Source organism: Stieleria sedimenti, assembly GCF_025060895.1.
GTDB lineage: Bacteria > Planctomycetota > Planctomycetia > Pirellulales > Pirellulaceae > Stieleria > Stieleria sedimenti.
Genome location: NZ_JANZKV010000007.1, coordinates 47946 through 68427, shown reverse-complemented (window position 1 = coordinate 68427; position 20482 = coordinate 47946). Strand labels below are relative to the sequence as shown.

The following is a 20482-nucleotide window of genomic DNA, read 5'->3' as shown; positions in this document are numbered from 1 at the left end:
GGTAAGAGAACGCTTCTTTCGGCTGTTCGTTTCGTACCATTTGCCGGTCTGTCGGGGTCACGCCGGGTCTCGACCGATCAGCAGGCGGTCATCGGCCGGGAAGAATGCAGGGAACTCCTTGCCCGGCAGATAGGTCCAACGTCAGGTCGCCTTGTTGATTCCGAGCTCGTCATCATGAAACTCCCCAATTGGATTCGAAAGCTCACCGGTGGACGACCACCGGTGCGTCGAAGGCGGATCGATCGGCGGAGAGAGGAACTGTTCGCGGAATTGAACGTCACGCGACTGGAAACCCGCCGCGTACTCAATGGCGATGGTTTGGCCAGCGAATTGATCGTCGACGCCGGCGTGGACGCCAACGACGGCCACGCCGATGCGTTTCATTTGCAAGTCGATCAGGATCAGGTCCACGTCAGCGTCAACGGCGAACGCGTCAACAGCGTTTCGGTCGATCAAGTCGAAACGATTACGATCCACGGTTCCGCTGACGATGATTCCCTCGTCATCGATCTCGGGGACGGCTCGATGGCCGAACAGACGATTCGGTTTGATGGCGGACAAGGCCAGGATTCGGTGCGTATCATGACCGCCGGGCACATCGAGTCGCTGATCCATGCCATTGAGTCTCCCGGTCGCGTGGACTCTGATCTCCGATCCGCCGCAGGCGGATCAGAATTTCGATTCGAGGGCATCGAGGATTTGAGCCACGATCTGAGCGTGGACCATTTGACCGTCCAACTGGGCAACGATGCCGATCGGGTCACGCTGGATCAATCGGACGTCGCGGGAGTCAGCCAATTGCAGGTCTGGCATGCGTTTGACGCAAACATCGATCCGCAATCGCCGTTCACGATGTCCTTCGAGGATCCGAATGAATCCTTGCGAATCGTATCCGACGTGGACGGTGAAACCGATGCGGATCACGTCGATGTCAAGGGACTTTCTGATTCGTTCGCGGCGAGCTTCATTTTCCAGGGCGACGCCAACGATTCGATCGTGTTTTCAGGCGAAACGAATTTGGGCGGCGGTGACGTTCGCGTGACGGCGGGCCACGTGCAGCTCTCCTCCGCGATTCACACCGATCATGCCGAGGTTGAATTCGTCGCGACCGAGGAACTGACACTCACTGCCACCGGCAGCATCGTCAATCACGGCGGCACTGTGGAACTTTCCGGCCCGTCGCTCGAAATGGACGGCTCCATCGAAGCCTCCGCCGGCTTTGTCTCTCTCAATAGCGGCGGAAACGGCATTGCGATCGTCCGCGGACAGATCGACGTTTCGTCCGACCAAGCGGGACAACAAGGCGGTGTCGTTCATGTGTTGGGATTCCATGTCGGTTTACTCGATCAAACACGCATCGATGCATCGGGGTCAGCCGGCGGCGGAACGGTTTTGATCGGAGGCGATTATTTGGGCAAGGGCGAAGTGACAAACGCCTACGTCACCTATGTCTCCCAAGACTCGATCATTCGCGCCGACTCGCACAACAGTGGACGTGGCGGCAAAGTAATTGTCTGGGCCGACCACACCACGCGGATGCATGGCACGATCTCGGCACGCGGGGGTGGGCTGGGCGGGGACGGAGGCCTGATTGAAACGTCGGGAAAAGTGTCGCTCGATGTGACCGCCAGCTCGGTCAACGCAAGTTCCGCAATGGGTGTTGCGGGAACGTGGTTGTTGGACCCCTTGGATGTCACGATCTCCGACGGGTCGGCACAAAACAACATCCCCAACACTGGTGGACTCTTCACGCCCAGCGGGAACAATGCGAATATCGGTGACGACATCATCAATGCGGCACTCGATGCAGGCACCAACGTCACCATCACCACAGATTCCGGCGACGCCGGTGATGACAGTGACGATGGCGACATCCAGCTCAATGGAAATGCGGATATCGTTCTCAGTACCGCCCAAACCGTCACGCTGAAACTGATCGCCGCCGGGCACATCGATCTGCGGGGCACGATCACGACGGCAACGGGGACCTTGAACGTTGAATTGGTCGCCAACGACAACAGCGGCACTCAAACGGATCAAAAAACGGCGGAAGGCGATGTATTAGTCAAGGATGTGGTGACCACCGGCGGAGGAACGTTTACTGCCTCCGGAGTCAACTTTGATAATTCCGGTGGCGCAATTACCACCGGCGATGGTCTGGTGACAATCAACCACACCGGCAACGTAAAAATCGGTGCGGCGATCGATGCCGGAGTCGGCGACGTCGGCATCACCACGACCGGCGGTGACATCAATGGCGGGGGCACCGTGACCGCGGCCGCATTGACATTGGTCGCCTCGGGTAGCATCGGCGCAACAACCACGTTCAACACCGATGTCGACACGCTGGACCTGACAACTGACGGTGCCGGCAGTGCCGGCGACATGACATTGGTCGAAGCCGACGGGGCAAGTCTGACCGTTGCAACCGCCGCCACGGCACAGGCGATCCAAGTCACCGCGACGACCGGAGACCTGACCATCGGAAGCGCGATGGGTGACGGCAATGACAACATCACCTTGACCACCTTGGCGGGAAACGTCGACGGCGGAGCGACCGTCACTGCAAATGCGTTGGTGATCAGTGCCAGCGGTGGGATCGGGATCGGCTCGACATTCTCCGCCGATGCGGCCAGCTACGGCCTGACAACGTTGGGCGTCGGCGCGTTGGGCAACATCACGTTGGTGGACACGGGCGCGTTCAACACCAGCCAGATCACGACACTGTCCAGCGTCGCGTCGGTTCAAACGGTCAGCCTGACCGCGACGACAGGAAACCTGACGATCGACTCCGCCATCGGCAACACCATCGACAACCTGATCCTGACCGCGACGGCGGGCGATATTGTGGGCGGCCTGACGGCGACGGCAGCCACGTTGACGCTGGATGCCAGCGGCGGCATCGGAATCGGAACCGCGGTGACCGCCGACGCCACAGCCTACGTGCTGACGACGTCCGGTGCCGATGCCGCCGGTGATATTAACCTTAGTGACACCAACACGCTGAACACCAGCCAAGTCACTCTCACGACAGCCGGAACGGCCCAAACGGTTCACTTGACGGCGCTCACGGGCCATCTGACCGTCGGCAACGCGATCGGAAACTCGATCGACAACCTGACGTTGACCGCCACCACCGGTGATGTCGTCGGCGGAGCGACCGCGACGGCTGCGACGCTGACCGTCAACGCCGGACTCGGAATCGGAATCGGCACCACGCTCAACACCGACAGCGAGACACTCGATCTGACCAGCGGGGGCGCAGCCGGTGCCGGAAACATCACGGTCATCGAAGCGGACGCCGTGGACCTGTCCGTCGCCACGGCCGCCACGGCGCAAACGGTCAGCGTCACCGTTTCCAGCGGCGACCTAACCGTCGGCGGGGCAATTGGTGATGCCAACGACAATCTCTCCTTGATCGCTTCATCTGGCAACCTCGTCGGCGGTGTGGCAACGGTGACCGCGAACGTCTTAACGCTGAATGCCAGCGGCGGGATCGGCATCGGAACCGAGGTACAGGCCGACGCGACCAGCTACAGCTTGACGACGACCGGCGTCGGCAACGCCGGCGACATCGTCTTGGTCGACACCGGAGCCTTCAACACCAATCAGATCACGCTGCTTTCCACGGTTGCATCGGCGCAACTCGTCAGCCTGACAGCGACCACCGGCGATCTGACCCTCGGAGCGGCGATCGGCAACGCCGTCGATGATCTGACGCTCGTTGCCACCGCCGGCGACATCGTCGGGGGGGCGACCGCGACCGCTGCCACGTTGACGATGAACGCGAGCGACGGGATCGGTGTCGGCACCGCCGTGACCGCCGACGCGACCAGCTACAAATTGACGACCGCCGGATCCGATGCCGCGGGGGACATCACGCTGATCGACATCGGCGCATTGAATACGACTCAAATCACCACTTTGGCCACCCATACATCAGCACAGACAGTCAGCCTGACCGCAACCACCGGTGACCTGACCGTGAACGCGGCGATCGGAAACGGCACCGACAACCTGACCCTGATTGCAACCGTCGGCGACGTCGATGGAGGCGCGACTGCCACGGCAGCAACGTTGACGATCGATGCCGACGCGGGCATCGGCATCAATGCGACCTTCAATTCCGACGCCGATACGCTCAACCTGACCAGCGGCGGGACTGCCTCGGCGGGCGACATCACCATCATCGAAGCCGACACCGCGAACCTTTCGGTCGCCACCGCAGCAGACGCGCAAACGGTCGATGTCACACTGACCACCGGCGACCTGACGATCAGCGGAGCCGTCGGTGATGTCAGTGACAACATCAACCTGACCACCTCCGGCGGAGACATCGTCGGCGGGGCAACGGTCACGGCCGATACCCTGACGATCGATGCCAGCGGCGGGATCGGCATCGGGACGGCGCTGGACACCGATGCCAACACCTTGGACCTGACAAGTGGTGGAACCAACTCCGACGGCGACATCACCGTTGTCCAGGCCGATGCCGCCAATCTGATGATCGCCACCGATGCGTCCGGGCAAACGATCAGCATCACGCTGACCACCGGTGACTTCACCGTCGGCGGTGCGATCGGCGACGGCAACGACAGTCTGACCTTCATCGCCTCCGGCGGCGACATCGTCGGCGGTGGAACCGTCATCGCAAACGACTTGACACTCAACGCCAGCGGCGGGATCGGCATCGGCACCGCCGTGACCGCCAACGCGGCAACGTACAGTCTGACCACCGACGGCGCTGCCGCCGCCGGCAACATCACGCTGATCGATACCGGAGCGCTCAATACCAGTCAAATCACCACGCTCGTGACCGCCGGCACGGTGCAAACGATCGACCTGACCGCGACCACCGGTGACTTGACCCTCGACGGGGCGATCGGACAGGCAAACGATCACTTGAACCTGACCGCATTGGCTGGCGACATTGTCGGCGGCGGAGCAACCGCAGCGGCTGATGCTTTGACCCTCGACGCCAGCGGCGGGATTGGAATCGGCACCGCGGTGCAAGCCGACGCGACCAGCTACAGCTTGACGACGACCGGCTTCGGCAACACCGGCGACATCGTCTTGGTCGACACCGGAGCCTTCAACACCAATCAAATCACGCTGCTTTCCACGGTCGCATCAGCGCAACTCGTCAGCCTAACTGCGACCACCGGCGATCTGACGATCGGAGCGGCAATCGGTAACGCCGTCGATGATCTGACGCTCGTCGCCACCGCCGGCGACATCGTCGGGGGAGCGACCGCGACTGCCGACGCATTAACGCTCAACGCCGGCGGCGGGATCGGTGTCGGCACCGCGGTGACCGCCGACGCGACCAGCTACAGCCTGACGACCGCCGGAACCGATGCCGCGGGGGACATCACGCTGATCGACATCGGCGCATTGAATACGACTCAAATCACCACTTTGGCCACCCATACATCAGCACAGACGGTCAGCCTGACCGCAACCACCGATGATCTGACCGTGGGCGCGGCGATCGGAAACGGCACCGACAACCTGACGCTGATTGCAACCGCCGGCGACGTGGTCGGTGGCGCGACTGCGACGGCGGCAACCCTGACGATCAACGCGGCTGGCGGAATCGGCATCGGCACCACGTTCAATGCGGACGCCGACACGCTGGCCCTGACCAGCGCGGGCGCCCTCGCCGCCGGTAACATCACGATCGTCGAAGCCGACACGGCGAATCTTTCAGTCGCCACCGACGCGTCGGCACAGACCGTCGACGTGACGATCACCACCGGTGACCTGACGATCAGCGGAGCCGTCGGTGATGCCAGTGACAACATCAACCTGACCACCTCCGGCGGAGACGTCGGCGGCGGAGCGACGGTCACGGCCGATACCCTGACGATCGATGCCAGCGGCGGCATCGGCATCGGGACGGCGCTGGACACCGATGCCAACACCTTGGACCTGACAAGTGGTGGAACCAACTCCGACGGCGACATCACCGTTGTCCAGGCCGATGCCGCCAATCTGATGATCGCCACCGATGCGTCGGGGCAAACGATCAGCATCACGCTGACCACAGGTGACTTCACCGTCGGCGGTGCGATCGGCGACGGCAACGACAGCCTGACCTTCATCGCCTCCAGCGGCGACATCGTCGGCGGCGGAACCGTCACCGCCAATGTCCTGACACTCAACGCCAGCGGCGGGATCGGCGTCGGCACCGCCCTGACGGCCAACGCGGCCAGCTACAGTCTGACCACCGACGGTGCCGGTGCCGCGGGCAACATCACGCTGATCGACACCGGAGCACTCAGCACCAGCCAAATCACCACACTCGTGACCGCCGGGACGGCGCAGACGATCGACTTGACCGCGACCACCGGTGACTTGACCCTCGACGGGGCGATCGGACAGGCAAACGATCACTTGAACCTGACCGCACTGGCTGGCGACATTGTCGGCGGCGGGGCAACGGCAACGGCGAACACGCTTACCCTTGACGCCAGCGGCGGGATTGGAATCGGCACCGCGGTGCAGGCCGACGCGACCAGCTACAGCTTGACGACGACCGGCTTCGGCAACACCGGCGACATCGTCTTGGTCGACACCGGAGCCTTCAACACCAATCAAATCACGCTGCTATCCACGGTCGCATCGAAGCAACTCGTCAGCCTGACCGCGACCACCGGTGATCTGACCATCGGAGCGGCGATCGGCAACGCCGTCGATGATCTGACGCTCGTCGCCACCGCCGGCGACATCGTCGGGGGTGCGACCGCGACCGCTGCGACGTTGGAGATGAACGCCGGCGGCGGGATCGGTGTCGGCACCGCCGTGACCGCCGACGCGACCAGTTACAGCCTGACCACCGCCGGAACCGACGCCGCGGGGGACATCACGCTGATCGACGTCGCGGCGCTGAACACCAATCAAATCACCACGCTCACGACGCATGCATCAGCACAGACGGTCAGCCTGACCGCGACGACCGGCAATCTGACCGTGGGAAATGCGATCGGAAACGGCACCGACAACCTGACGTTGATTGCAACGACCGGCGACGTCGTCGGGGGCGCGACGGCGATAGCGGAGACGTTGACCGTCAATGCTGGTGGAGGCATTGGGAACGGGACAGCCTTGATGACCGACGCCAACGCGTTGAACTTGGTGTCATCCGGGTTTGCCGCCGCGGGCAACATCACGGTAATCCAGGCTGACGCCGCCAATCTTTCGGTCGCAACCGACGCTTCCGCACAAACCATTGATGTGACATTGACGACCGGTGATTTTACGCTGGGCGGCGCGATCGGCGATGCGAGTGACAGCTTGAGCTTCACCGCCGCTGACGGCGACATCGTCGGTGGTGGCACGGTGGCGGCAAACACGTTGACCTTGGACGCGAGCGGTGGAATCGGGATCGGCACGGCGGTGACGGCCGACGCAACGACGTACCATTTGACGACATTGGGCGCAAACGCTGCAGGCAACATCACGCTGGTCGATACCGGCGCCTTCAACACCAATCAAATTGCGACCCTGTCGACGGCCGCCTCGGCGCAGACGATCAGCCTGACCGCTTCCACCGGTGATCTGACCGTCGGCGTCGCAATCGGCAACACGACCGACCACCTGACGTTGATCGCGTCGGCCGGCGATGTCATCGGAGGTGCGACCGCGACCGCGGCAACGCTGACCGTAAACGCCGACGGCGGCATCGGGATCGGTGGCGTGCTCAATACGAACGCCGGCACCTTAAACCTGACCAGCGGTGGCGCAGCGGCAAACGGCAACATCACCGTGATCGAGGCGAACGGGGCGAATCTTTCGGTCGACACCGCAGCGACGGCACAGACGGTCGACGTGACGGTGGCAACCGGTGACCTGATCATCAGCGGCAACGTCGGAGACGCCAACGACGACGTTACCCTGACCACCTCCGGCGGCAATGTGGTCGGCGGCGCGACCGTGACCGCGGACACGCTGACGATCGATGCCAGTGGCGGGATCGGCGTCAGCACATCGCTGGACACCGATGCCGACACCCTGAACCTGACCACCCACGGTGTCGCAGCGGCCGGCAACATTTCAGTCGTTCAAGCCGACGCCGCAAACTTTTCGATTGCGACCAACGCTTCGGCTCAAACGATCAGCGTGACGCTGACGACCGGTGATTTCACCGCTGGCGGTGCGATCGGTGACGGCAGCGACAGCTTGATCTTCATTGCCGCCGACGGCAACATCGTCGGGGGTGGCACGGTGACGGCCAACGACTTGACGCTCAGCGCCAGTGGTGGGATCGGGATCGGAACGGCGGTGACGGCCAACGCCGCGACCTACAGTCTGACGACGACCGGAACCGGAGCAGACGGCGACATTCGCCTGGTCGATACCAACGGACTCAACACCAATCAAATCACGACACTGTCGACCCACAATTCGACGCAAACGATCAGTCTGACCGCATCGACGGGCGATCTGACGATCGGTGCCTCGATCGGCAACGCCACCGATCATCTGACCTTGATTTCAGCGCTGGGCAACGTGGTGGGAGATGCGAACAGAACCGCAACCGCAGCCACGTTGACGTTGAGCGCCGGCGGTGGGATCGGGATCGGCACTGCCGTGAACGCCGATGCAACCGGCTACAGCCTGACGACGACAGGAATCGGTACCGCAGGCAACATCACGTTGATCGACGCCAATGCGCTCAACACCGATCAAATCACGACGCTGTCAACTGACGGTTCGGTCCAAACCGTCAGCCTGACCGCGGAGGCGGGCGATCTGACGGTTGGATCAGCGATCGGCGATGCCGTCGACAATCTTACCTTGATCACATCGGCCGGAAATATTGATGGTCCCGCGACGGTGACCGCGGACACGTTGATCGTCAACTCCAGCGGTGGAATCGGTATCTTGACTGCGCTTGACACCGACGCCAACACACTGGATCTAACCACCACCGGCATCGGGGCCGCCGGAGACATCACGGTCGTTCAAGCCAGCGCGTCGAATCTGTCGATTACAACTGACCCTTCGGCCCAGACGATCAGCGTGACCCTGTCCACTGGCGACTTCACCGTCGGCGGAGCGATCGGAAACGGAAATGACAGTTTGACCTTCGTCGCGACGACGGGAAACATCGTCGGGGGAGGCCTGGTGACGGCGAATGATCTGACACTCATTGCGGGCGGAGGCATCGGAATCGGCACGGCCGTCACGGCCAATGCGAATTCATACCAATTGACGACCTCGGGGACGAACGCCAGCGGGAATATCACGCTGATCGATGCCAACGCGTTGGGTACGTCAGACGTCACGTTGGCGACGCAAGGGAGCACCCAAACCGTCGACCTCACCGCGTCGACGGGAAATCTGACGATCGATGGCGCCATCGGACACTCAAGCGACCATTTGACGTTGCGGGCCAGCGCCGGAAACATCGTCGGGGGCGCGGCGGCGGCGACGGCCAACACGCTTACCTTGATCGCCAATGGTGGAATCGGAACCGGAAACGCCGTGCAAGCCGATGCCGCGAATTACATCTTGAACACGTCGGGACTTGCCGCAACCGGTGACATCCGGCTGATCGACACGAATGCTCTCAGCACCAGCCAGGTCACGCTGACGACGAACGCATTATCGGCCCAGACGGTCGAGTTGACCGCTTCGACCGGTAATCTGTTGATCAACAACGCGATCGGCAATTCAATCGATAACCTGACGCTCAACGCATCGGTCGGTGATGTGAACGGTGGCGCCCTGGCGATAGCCAACCATCTTCGTCTTAGTGCGGGCGGCGGAATCGGCATCGGCACCGCGGTGACGGCCGATGCGAGCACCTATCACTTGGCCACGACGGGAAATGCAGCGAACGGAAACATCACGTTGTTTGACAACAACGCCCTGAATACGAATCAAGTGACCGTGGTGACCGACGGTTCAGCACAAACCGTTCGTTTGGATGCCCTGGCCGGCGATCTGACCGTCGGCGGCGCGATCGGAAATGCAATCGATAACCTGACGCTCCGCACATCAGCCGGGAACGTCATCGGCGGCGCGACCGCGACGGCGGCTACGTTGACGGTCAACTCGAGCGCAGGGATCGGAATTGGGACGGTTTTGAACACCGATGCCGACACCCTGAACCTGACGTCCGGCGGAATCGGGGTGGCGGGAGACATTCGGGTGCAGGAACTCGACGCGACCACCTACGTGGTCAATACGCACGCCTCGGCTCAGCTGATCGAAATCACCCAAACCACCGGCGACATCACCATCGGTGGCGCGATCGGCGACGGCGCTGACAGCCTGACGTTCATTGCGACGGCAGGAAATATCGAAGGCGGCGGAACGGTGACCGCGAACACGCTGGTGTTGCACGCCGGGGGCGGTATCGGTCTCAGCACCGAAATCACCGCCGACGCGGCAAGCTACTCGTTGGCCACACTCGGTGCGGGTGCTGCGGGCAATATCACGCTGGTTGACACCAATTCGCTCAGCACCAGCCAGATCACCAATCTGTCCACCGGCACGACCACACAGACGGTCAGTCTGACCGCTTCCTTGGGCAACCTGACCGTTGATGCCGCAATCGGTGAAGCGGGCGACAACCTGTCATTGAACGCCTTGGTCGGCAACGTCGAGGGCGGCGGCACGGCGACCGCGGCCGATCTGACGGTCCAAGCCGGCGGCGGGATCGGAATCGGCACGGCACTCAATACCGACGCCGACAACTTGAATCTGACCTCCAGCGGCATCAACGGTTTGGGCGATATCACCGTCATCGAAGCCGACGCGGTCAATCTATCGATCACGACCGCGGGATCCGCCCAAACGGTCATCGCGCGGGTGCTCAACGGAAACCTGACCATCAGCAGTCCGATCGGTGACGCGAATGACGACCTGACCTTGATCACATCCAACGGCGACGTGGTCGGCGGCGGAACCGTGACCGCCGACCTCTTGACGGTCGATTCCAGCGGCGGCATCGGCAACGGCATCCCATTGCAAACGGACGCCAACACGCTCGACCTGACCTCCGCCGGTATCGGCGCGGCGGGCAACATCAGCGTGGTGCAAGCCGACGCGGCCAATCTGTCGATCTCGACCGACGCCTCGGGGCAGATGATTTCCGTGACGCTGACGACCGGCGACTTCACCGTCGGCGGCGCGATCGGTGACGGAAACGATAGCCTGATGTTCGCGGCGAGCGACGGAAACATCATCGGCGGCGCCGGCACCGTGACCGCCAACGACCTGACGCTCAAGGCCGCCGGCGGGATCGGAATCACGACGCCCGTGACCGCCAACGCAGCGACGTACAACTTGGAAACCCAAGGCGTCGATGCGGCCGGCAACATCGAATTGATCAGTGTCAACAGCTTGAACACCGATCAGGTCACGCTGACGACCGACGGGTCAACGCAAACCATTAATTTGACGGTCTCGACAGGCGATTTGATCGTCGGCGGGGCGCTCGGCAATTCGACGGACCATCTGAATTTGAACACCGGCGCCGGGAACGTTGTCGGGGGCGGCGCGACCGTGTCCGCCGCGACGCTGACAATCATCTCCTCCGGCGGCATCGGGATCGGGACGGCGCTGAGCACCGAGGCAGACACGTTGAACCTGACCACCAACGGAGCCGATGCAGCGGGCGACATCAACGTGATTGAAAATGACGCCGTCGATCTGTCCATCGCGACGGCGGCATCGACGCAGACGGCGAATGTCACCGTTAGCAATGGCAATCTCACCGTCGGCGGACCGATCGGCGATTCCAATGACAATCTGATCTTGATCACCAGCAATGGTGATGTGAACGGCGGGTCGACCGTCACGGCCAACAACTTGACGGTCAACGCAAGCGGAGGAATCGGCATCGACGCATTCCTGCTGACCCACGCCAACACGATCGTGCTCACCTCCGCCGGGTTTGGCTCGGCAGGCGACATCACCGTCGAGGACGTCGGCTCGGCTGATTTCATGATCGGGACCGATGCGTCATCACAAACGATCGACCTGACCACTCGCACGGGAGACTTCAACATCGGTGGTGCGATCGGTGATGTGAATGACAATCTGCGTTTCACCGCCATACTGGGTGACATCAACGGCGGCGGTACGGTGACGGCCAACAGTTTGACGCTGTCCGCCGGCCGCGGCATCGGGGCAATTACGGCAGTCAGAGCCGACGCGGCGAGTTACAGTTTGACGTCGTCGGCAGCAGGTACCGCCGGCAACATCTCACTGGTCGACACCGGCCCGCTCAACACCAGTCAAATCACGACGCTGTCGACCCATGGCACCAGCCAAACCGTCACGCTGACGTCGGAGACGGCGAACTTGACGGTCGATAGCTTGATCGGAGATTCCAACGATGACTTGACGCTAATCGCCGCGGCCGGTGACGTGATCGGTGGCGGCGTCGCGACGGCCGGCACCTTGCGTCTGGTCGCCGCCGGCGGCATCGGGATTGGCAGCCCGCTGGCGGCCGATGCGACGACCTATGAACTGTCCACGAGCGGTGTCGACGCCGCCGGCAACATCACGTTGGTCCACCAGGGCGCATTCAACACCAGCCAACTGGCGACGGTATCGACCGATGCATCGACCCAAACGATCCGTCTGACCGCTTCGTCGAGTCATCTGACCGTCGATGCCGCCTTCAATCACCCCGCCGACAATCTTGAATTGATCGCCTCGGGTGGCGCCGTGCAGACCAGCGGAGCGTCGATTACCGCCAATGCGTTGGCGGTCGATGCGATGACGGGGATCGGGCTCAACACCAATGTCACGTCGTTGACGGCGATCAATCGCGTCGGCGGAGACATCCAGGTCAACGAATCCGACGCCGTCACGATTTTGATGGTCGAACAATTCTCCCCGGGCGAGATCTCGATATCGGCCGGCGGCACCATCGACCTGTCCAGCGGCGGACGCATCCCGAGTCGCATCACGTCGAGCAGCGGTTCAATCAGTCTGGAAGCCGTCGGCACGGCGTCGGATTTAAACGTCAATGCCTGGGTCACCTCGGGGACGGGACAGATCACCTTGCGTGCCGACGACGACCTGGCACTGGGCACGGTGGCCCGAGTCACCACCGGCAGCAACGACGCGGTGTCGGTCACGCTCTCGGCCAACGACGACGGTGCCGGGACCGGCGTTCTGACGCTCAATGATTCCGCCATCGTGGCAACCAACAAAGGGCAAATCAGCGGCGTGCTGGTCAACTCGCCCAATCCGATCAGCGGAACCCAAGTCGGTGAATTACTCGGCGGCACCCAGCGAAACGCCCAGATCGACGTGACGGTGAATGATCCATCGGGGCTGGGGTTTGTCGCCGAAGTGGACTGGCTGGAGGGCAACCCGGGTGACAGCGACCCGTCTCGCCGCAACCCGCTGGAAAAGAGCATCAGCAGCGGTGGGGTCGGCGTGAACTTTCAGCACTCTTACGACGTCGCCCCGAATCAGGGTGACATCAACGTAAACGTCTCGCTGACGTCGATCGCCGACGGTTCGATCGTGTTGAGGCAAAACACGACCGACTTACTGGATCGTCCGGAGTTCACCACCACGGTCACGCTGCGGGTCGAAGGCGCGCTGCTGCCGTTCTCGGCGCCGTTGCCCGAAGCCGACAGCGTCGATTTCGTCCGCACGTTCGAGCAGATCGTCGTCACCACTCCAGCCACCCAACGCATCGTTTTCGTGACGCCTCCGTTGCAGTTCAATAATTCGGTCGGTTCCGCCGTCGTGACCAGCCAGCGCTACTATGTGCTGCGAATCGTTTCGTTCGGTGCCGAGTCGGAGGGGGAAGTCAAGCTTTGGGATTCCCAACCGGGACGCGAGGAGTACAGCCTGCCGGATCTGGAAGACCCGAATTCGGGCGAGGGATTTGAACTGAGCCAATTGCCGGAATTGTTCAAGCGATTGCCCGATGATCGTTATCGAATCTATTTGATCGAAGGTCAAACGGAACGTCTGGTGTTGGACTTCATCATTCGCGACGGACAACCGATTGAATCTCAAAGCGACGACCAACCGGTTTTGGAAAGCGAAGCGAACGAGTCCGACGGGGAGACGGACGCCCAGCCGCCGGAGATTCCCGAGGCTGTACCCGCCGCTGGGCCAAACGCTGTGCCGATCGAGCGTCCCAACCTGAGCAGCGTGGAACGGCTGGGCAGCGTTCCGGTGGTCTCAACGGGCGGCATTGTGCTCGCCGCGGGAATGGCCAAACGTGATGGAAGACGTGATGGAACACGGCGCGTGACGTCAGCGCAAACCGAGCGCGATCGAAATAACATGTCAGCGAGGAGACCAGCGTCATGGCGCTAATCTGTTCTTATTGTGGTTCCGAGTGCAGCCAGCGCGATCAGGCCAATGGGCGTTGCGGAAGCTGTGCGTGTTTCTTCACCGGTCACGAAGAAATCGTCCCCGATGCGCCGGCCGAACAGCCGGTTGCGTCGTCCGACGATGCCGCCTCCTCTCCCTTTTCCGCCCCCAAACCGGCCGCCGAGATTGCTGAGTCCGAACCGGAGCAACCAGGTACGGCACCGGACGCCGCGGCCCCGCCGCCGAGTCAGTTTGATCCGACGGCGATTGAGCCCGATAGGCCGCTGCAGGAGCTTGCCAGCAGCGAGGGGTTGATTCAGCCCCGACGTTTGTCGCCCCAATTTCGACGACGCGTCGAACGCACATGGGAGTCGACGTTCGGCGGCGGCGGAGGAGCAGGCTTCACCGCAGAGAGCACGCTCAGTTCCCATCAACCGTCGACCGAAACGAAGGTCGAAAGCCCGACGCTGAGCATCGCGACGCGAAAAATCACCAAGGGAAAAGGCGGTGCCAAAGGCGCCAGCGAAGGTGACTATGAACTGACCGACGTGATCGGCGAAGGCAGCATGGGGCGTGTCTGGTCGGCCCGCCAGACCTCGCTCGACCGTAACGTCGCGGTCAAGGTTCCGATGCCTGAATTGGCCGGCGCCGGGAGCGTCGGCGAAAGCCAATTCATCTCCGAAGTGGTCGTCACGGGACAACTGGAACACCCCAACATCGTTCCGATTTACGAACTCGGACGCGATTCGACCGGGATCCCCTTCTACTCGATGAAGCACGTTCAAGGGCGGCCGTGGAACGAGTTCATTCACGAGAACACGATTCAGGAGAATCTAGAAATCTTGATGAAGGTCTGTGACGCGATCGCCTTTGCCCACGACCGAAACTTCTTGCACCGAGACATCAAGCCACACAACGTGATGGTCGGCGAGTTCGGTGAAGTCTCGGTGATGGACTGGGGCATCGCGGTTTCGATCACCAAGGATCCCAACCAACCCTGGGCGTCGGTCGCAACCGGACCGGCCGGTACGCCGGCTTACATGGCGCCCGAGATGGCGGCCCACAATCCGTCCGAGCTGGGTGTGGTCAGTGACATCTATCTGTTGGGCGCGGTGCTGTATGAGATCGTCACGGGAACACCGCCACACCCCAAAACCGGCGACACCGGGGAAGCCCTGCTCGCCGCGGCAGCCAACGAAATCATTCCGACGACGCGATCGGGAGAGTTGGTGGACATCGCGCGCCGCGCGATGGCGACCAATCTGGACGACCGATACCAATCCGTCCAAGAGTTGCAAGATGCCATTCGAGAATACCAATCCCATCGTGAGAGCATCAAGCTGTCCCAAAGTGCCGACGAACACTTCGCCCGGGCAAAGGAGCAACAAAGCAGCGACGAATTCGCCCGCGCCCGGTTCGCTTATGAGGAAGCCTTGAAACTCTGGGACGGCAACACCGCCGCTGCCATCGGCATGCGGTTATCGACGCTAGAACACGCCAAAAACGCTCTCGCACAAGAGAACTACGAATTAGGGATTTCCGTTCTCGATTCGAATAATCCCGAGCATCGCGATCTGCTTTCCAAGCTGGAAACCAAGCGGGCGGCGCGACGACGCCTGGCATGGTTTTCAAAAATTGCGGCGGGAACGGCGATCGCTGCGATTCTGAGCGTCGTGGTCGTGACCCTTTACTTCTACATGGAGTCGTTGGAAAACGCCGAGTCGCTGGAAGCCGAACGGGATAAGGCTCGTGAACAAGAAGTGGTCGCGACCAATCTCAAAACGAAGGCGGAAGCCGAAAAAGAAAACGCGGAAATCGCTCGAAACGAAGCCTTCCGGGCACAACGGGAAGCACGACGATTGGAAGCCGAAGCCCGGTTGGAAAAACGCCGCGCCGAAGAAGCACCCTATTCCTCCGAAATCGGATTGGCCGCCGAGTCGATCCGACGCAAGCTCCGCGACAAGGCCGAACGCATCCTCGATAAATTGGATCCGACCAAGCCCGATGCCGATCCGGTGATGTCACAGTTGCGGCACATCGAATGGGGGATCCTGAAACACAGTTGGGGCCCGTCCTCGGTGGCGACGCTGACGGGCAAAGATCATGTCGAGGCGGTCGCCAGTTCCGCCGGCGGCGACGTGCTGGCGGCCGGAACCGATAACGGGGACGTGTTGCTGTGGAAGGACATCACCGGTTTGGACAGCGATGCGGATCCGGTGACGATCCCATTCGGAAACAAGATCAGCGCCCTGGCGATCTCCGATGACGGACACTACCTGGCCGCGGCAGGAATTCGCCGACAGGGTCCGGATGGCGATTCGCGGCAAAGTGATTTCGACGTCTGCGTCTGGGAAATCACATCCGATGGAGTCGCCGAAACGCCTCTGCTGCTGCACGGCCACAAAGCAGAAGTCTTGAGCGTCGCCTTTTCCAGCGACGCGACGGAGGTCGTCACCAGCGCCGCCGACCGCACCGCCGTGGTTTGGGATCGGATCACCGGTGAACGCCTCTCCGTGATGGCCGACCATCTGGACCCCAAGGTTTGGAGTGCGAGGCTTTCCCCCAAAGATGATGACTTGGTCGTGACCGCCTGCGAAGACGGCAGGGTCCGAGTCTGGAGAACCACGACGACGTCCGATGGCGTCGGTGAAGCGAAGAAGCTGTACGATTTTCGCGGTCACGACGGTCCGGTCTACGCCGCCGTGTTCAGCCCCGACGGCCAGTCCGTGCTCTCGGGCGGATACGACCGTAGCCTGCTGCGTTGGAAACTCAGTTCGGCACAAGCCGATGTGGTTGCCGCAGGCACCGAACTGTTGAAAAAACGATTGCAAAGACAGGCCGATGCGAAACAGGGGGACGCCAACCAGCGAGATGAGATCGGCTCGCCCGGCGATCGTCATACCGCCAGCATCCGCAGCATCGCGGTAGGCCGACTGGGCGATCAACAGGTCATCGTCACCGGCGGAAACGACAACACCGTGCGGGTGTGGCGGCCGACCGAAGACAGCTGGAAACTGGACAAGGTGCTTAGCGGACACGGGCGTTGGGTCCGGTCGTGCGTGTTTTCCAATCACGGCAAATACGTCTTGTCGGGCGCCGACGACGGTTTGAAACTCTGGGCCTGGCAGGATTATTCGATGCCCCGGGATCTGATTCCGGATCCGGAGGTTCGCTTGAGCCGCCAACCGAGTGAACGCGGGCTGTCCAGTGCGCTCAAATCCATCTATTCCCGAGACGGTCGTTGGATCGCAACGGTCTATGCCAACGGCACGGTCGAAGTCTGGGACCTCCAAGACCCCGGCCGCGCGACCGGGGAGATGTTGGTCCAGGGCCACGCCATGTTGGCGGCCACCGGCGTGGTCGATCAGCAAGGCGAACGGTTAATGACATCCGCCGGCGACAACACCACGCGTCTGTGGAACGTCACTCGCGGGACTCACACATTGAAGCTTGATGGGACCGGCTATCGAGGCGCCGCAGACGTGGCGTGGCAGCACGATCAGGGGGACGCCCTGGTGGTCACCGGCAGCGATGAACACATGACGCCGGCATGGTTCTGGCGTGTCGACGCAGACGGCAAGGTGTTCAAGACGGCCTTGCTGGGCGACTATGCCCGTGCACAGTTGACCCGGCAAGCCGAAGCGGAGACCAAACGCCGCGGCGCGACTTATTCGGCCGTCTCGCTTCGTACAACGGACGACGGCATTGACGCGATCGATCGTCTGCGACGGCGAATTCCCGATGTGACGATGACCAAGTTCTCACCCGATGGCGGGCGGTTCATGGTCGGCGATTCCTCCGGGCATTGTTTCGTTTTCCAGGTCGACGCCGAATCAAAACGCCCGCGCCAATTGGTCCGTTTTCGGGCACACCGGTCCGCCATCCGTAGCGCCGCGTTTTTGCCTTCGGGACGGTCATTGATCACCGCCGGTGTGGATGGTGAAGTCATCATGTGGAATGCAACGGACGGAACACAGGAAAACAAACTGCCCTGGTCGGGACCGGTGACGGCATTGGATGTTTCCGCCAGTGGCGAGCGGCTGCTGGTCGGACACGCCCCGTTGGAAGGCACCGATTTCCCCCTCGCCGAACTGTTCCGCCTGGAGGGTGAGGAGATTCGACCGGAAGCCAGCTTCTTGCTCACCGATGATGCGGGCCATCGCGATTGGACCGACAACCGGCCGACGGTTCGGTCCGCACGATTCGTGCCGGGAACCGACCGGGCTTTGCTGAGTCTGTTTTTTCCGGCCAAGTCAGGCTCGGAGCGCGGCGCCCCGTCGGGCACCAGCCGCCCCTCACGTTATCGGATCGGCTATTGGAGGTGGAACCATCAGAGCACTGATTTTGCTGAAATGCGTTCATCGCAAATCGGTGAAGTTTCAACCGCATTCATCGTGGGCGACGACTCGCCCCAAACCCAGCTCTTGGTGGTCGGCGGCAAGGGTGCTCGACTGTTGGCCGCCGATGATCAGCGGCCGTTGAGTTTTACGACGCTCAAGAAGAGTTTTCGCCCCGCATCCAAAATCGTTGCCGCCGATTTTTCGTACGATCCCGCCAACGGTCAAAGCAATCGATTGGTGGTCGGCGACAGCGAGGGAAACGTACGCGTTTGGGAACTGGACGCGGGGCGTTGGAGCGAAAACACTAACGCCGCGGTTCACTTGGCGGGCCGGCATGACGGACCGATCGTGTCGACCTATTTCGATCCGAATGATCCGAACCGAATGATCACTGCGGAGCGAAATGGAACCTGGAAACTTTGGCGGTTCGATGCCGAGCAGTGGCACAGTCCACTTGAATCGCCCCCGGATGATGATCGTCGGACATTAAATTTTGCAATGTTTTCGCCCGATGGAAAACGCATCTTGGCCGGGACCGACAGCGGCGCGGCGGTTTGGCAACTCGACGGTGACGGAACCTTGCAGCGTGTGTTGGAAACGTGGCAACCGGGAAAAGTGCAGACGGCCGTGTATGCCGACGACGGCAGTTGGATCGTGACCGGTGACGGGGACCGCGTCGTGGCGTTCTGGGATGTGCGCGGAAATCTGCTTGCACAGATGGATCAGGAAGACGCCAGTGGAACCACCGCGATCGCGCTTTCCTACGACCGACGACGACTGGTCACCGGCCAGGGCAAAGGCATCGGCATCTGGGACACCAGCCGCATCTTAGAGGCCATCGTTGCGAAAGATCCGTCGCAAGGGGAAACCGATGCCGCCTCAGAAACGATCGCGTCGAGCGGTTTGATCAAAGAACTATTCACGCTGAACAAGAAACTGTTCCGGCTGGATGCCGAAAGCGAAGTTAACTCGGAAAGTGATGTCACCTCCATTTCGATTTCGCCCGACGGCCAGAACCTGTTGTCGTCCGGGATGAATGGTCAAACGACAATCTGGGAGGGCGCGCCTCTGTATCCGATCGCGTTTGCGTTTTCGAATGATCAGTTCACGGTGCGACGCAACGCATCATTCAAGCATATCGGCAGATCTGCTTTTCTGAGCGATCCCAGTCGGCTGGCCCGATTTGACGGTGCGGAATTGAAGGTGACGATTCAGGGTGAACGGCTTGCCGGTGAGGCGTTGGCGATTCGACCGATGACCGACTTGTTGGGCGCAACGATCGTGACCGACACGCGGCAAGGACGCACCATGCTTTACCACCGCGCCCATCACCTTGCCGAACCGAAGCTGATCGGAGAACTCGCTTCGGCCGAGGGGCCGGCGGATCGTTTGAGTATCCGATTCAGTGATGCGGTCGATGTCCGGTCGGTGCAAGCGTTGATCGCGGCATTGGCCTACCGGGTCGAATCGTCCACCGCCGATGCAGCAAGCGGCCGCGACGCTGCGAAGGATTCGGAGCAGGATGCCGAAGTCGCTGAAGTGGCCGTGATCACGCGGACCGTCCAGGTCACCTTGTCCGGTTTTCAATACCAGATCGTTGACCCGAGCGGGGCAACGGAGGGGTTGCCAGGGGAATCCCTTCCCAAGCAGTCGCTCAGCGAGACGATCACGATTGAAGTGGAACCGGATCACAATCAAGAGTCCGGGCAAGAAACGCCACTTGCGGAAAGCTTGGCGGCCGGTGCCTGGTGATTCAGATCTCGGTGATCGTGGGGAAGAATGGCAGAATGATTCGGGGCAGAATGATTCGGGGCTGAATGATCGGGGGCGAATGATGA

General features: G+C 61.6%; 2 protein-coding genes. Both read left to right on the top strand.

Features of this window, described 5'->3' with window-relative positions; all coding sequences use genetic code 11:
- Positions 1-174 precede the first annotated feature (174 nt).
- The gene (locus tag NZK35_RS01210) at positions 175-14307 is read left to right on the top strand and encodes a hypothetical protein (protein ID WP_259630777.1); all 14133 of its coding nucleotides are present in this window, start codon (positions 175-177) and stop codon (positions 14305-14307) included.
- Entirely contained in the window at positions 14298-20396 is a 6099-nt protein-coding gene (locus tag NZK35_RS01205) for a protein kinase domain-containing protein (protein ID WP_259630776.1), read from the top strand. Before NZK35_RS01210 ends, NZK35_RS01205 begins: the two co-directional genes overlap by 10 nt.
- Positions 20397-20482: the final 86 nt, after the last annotated feature.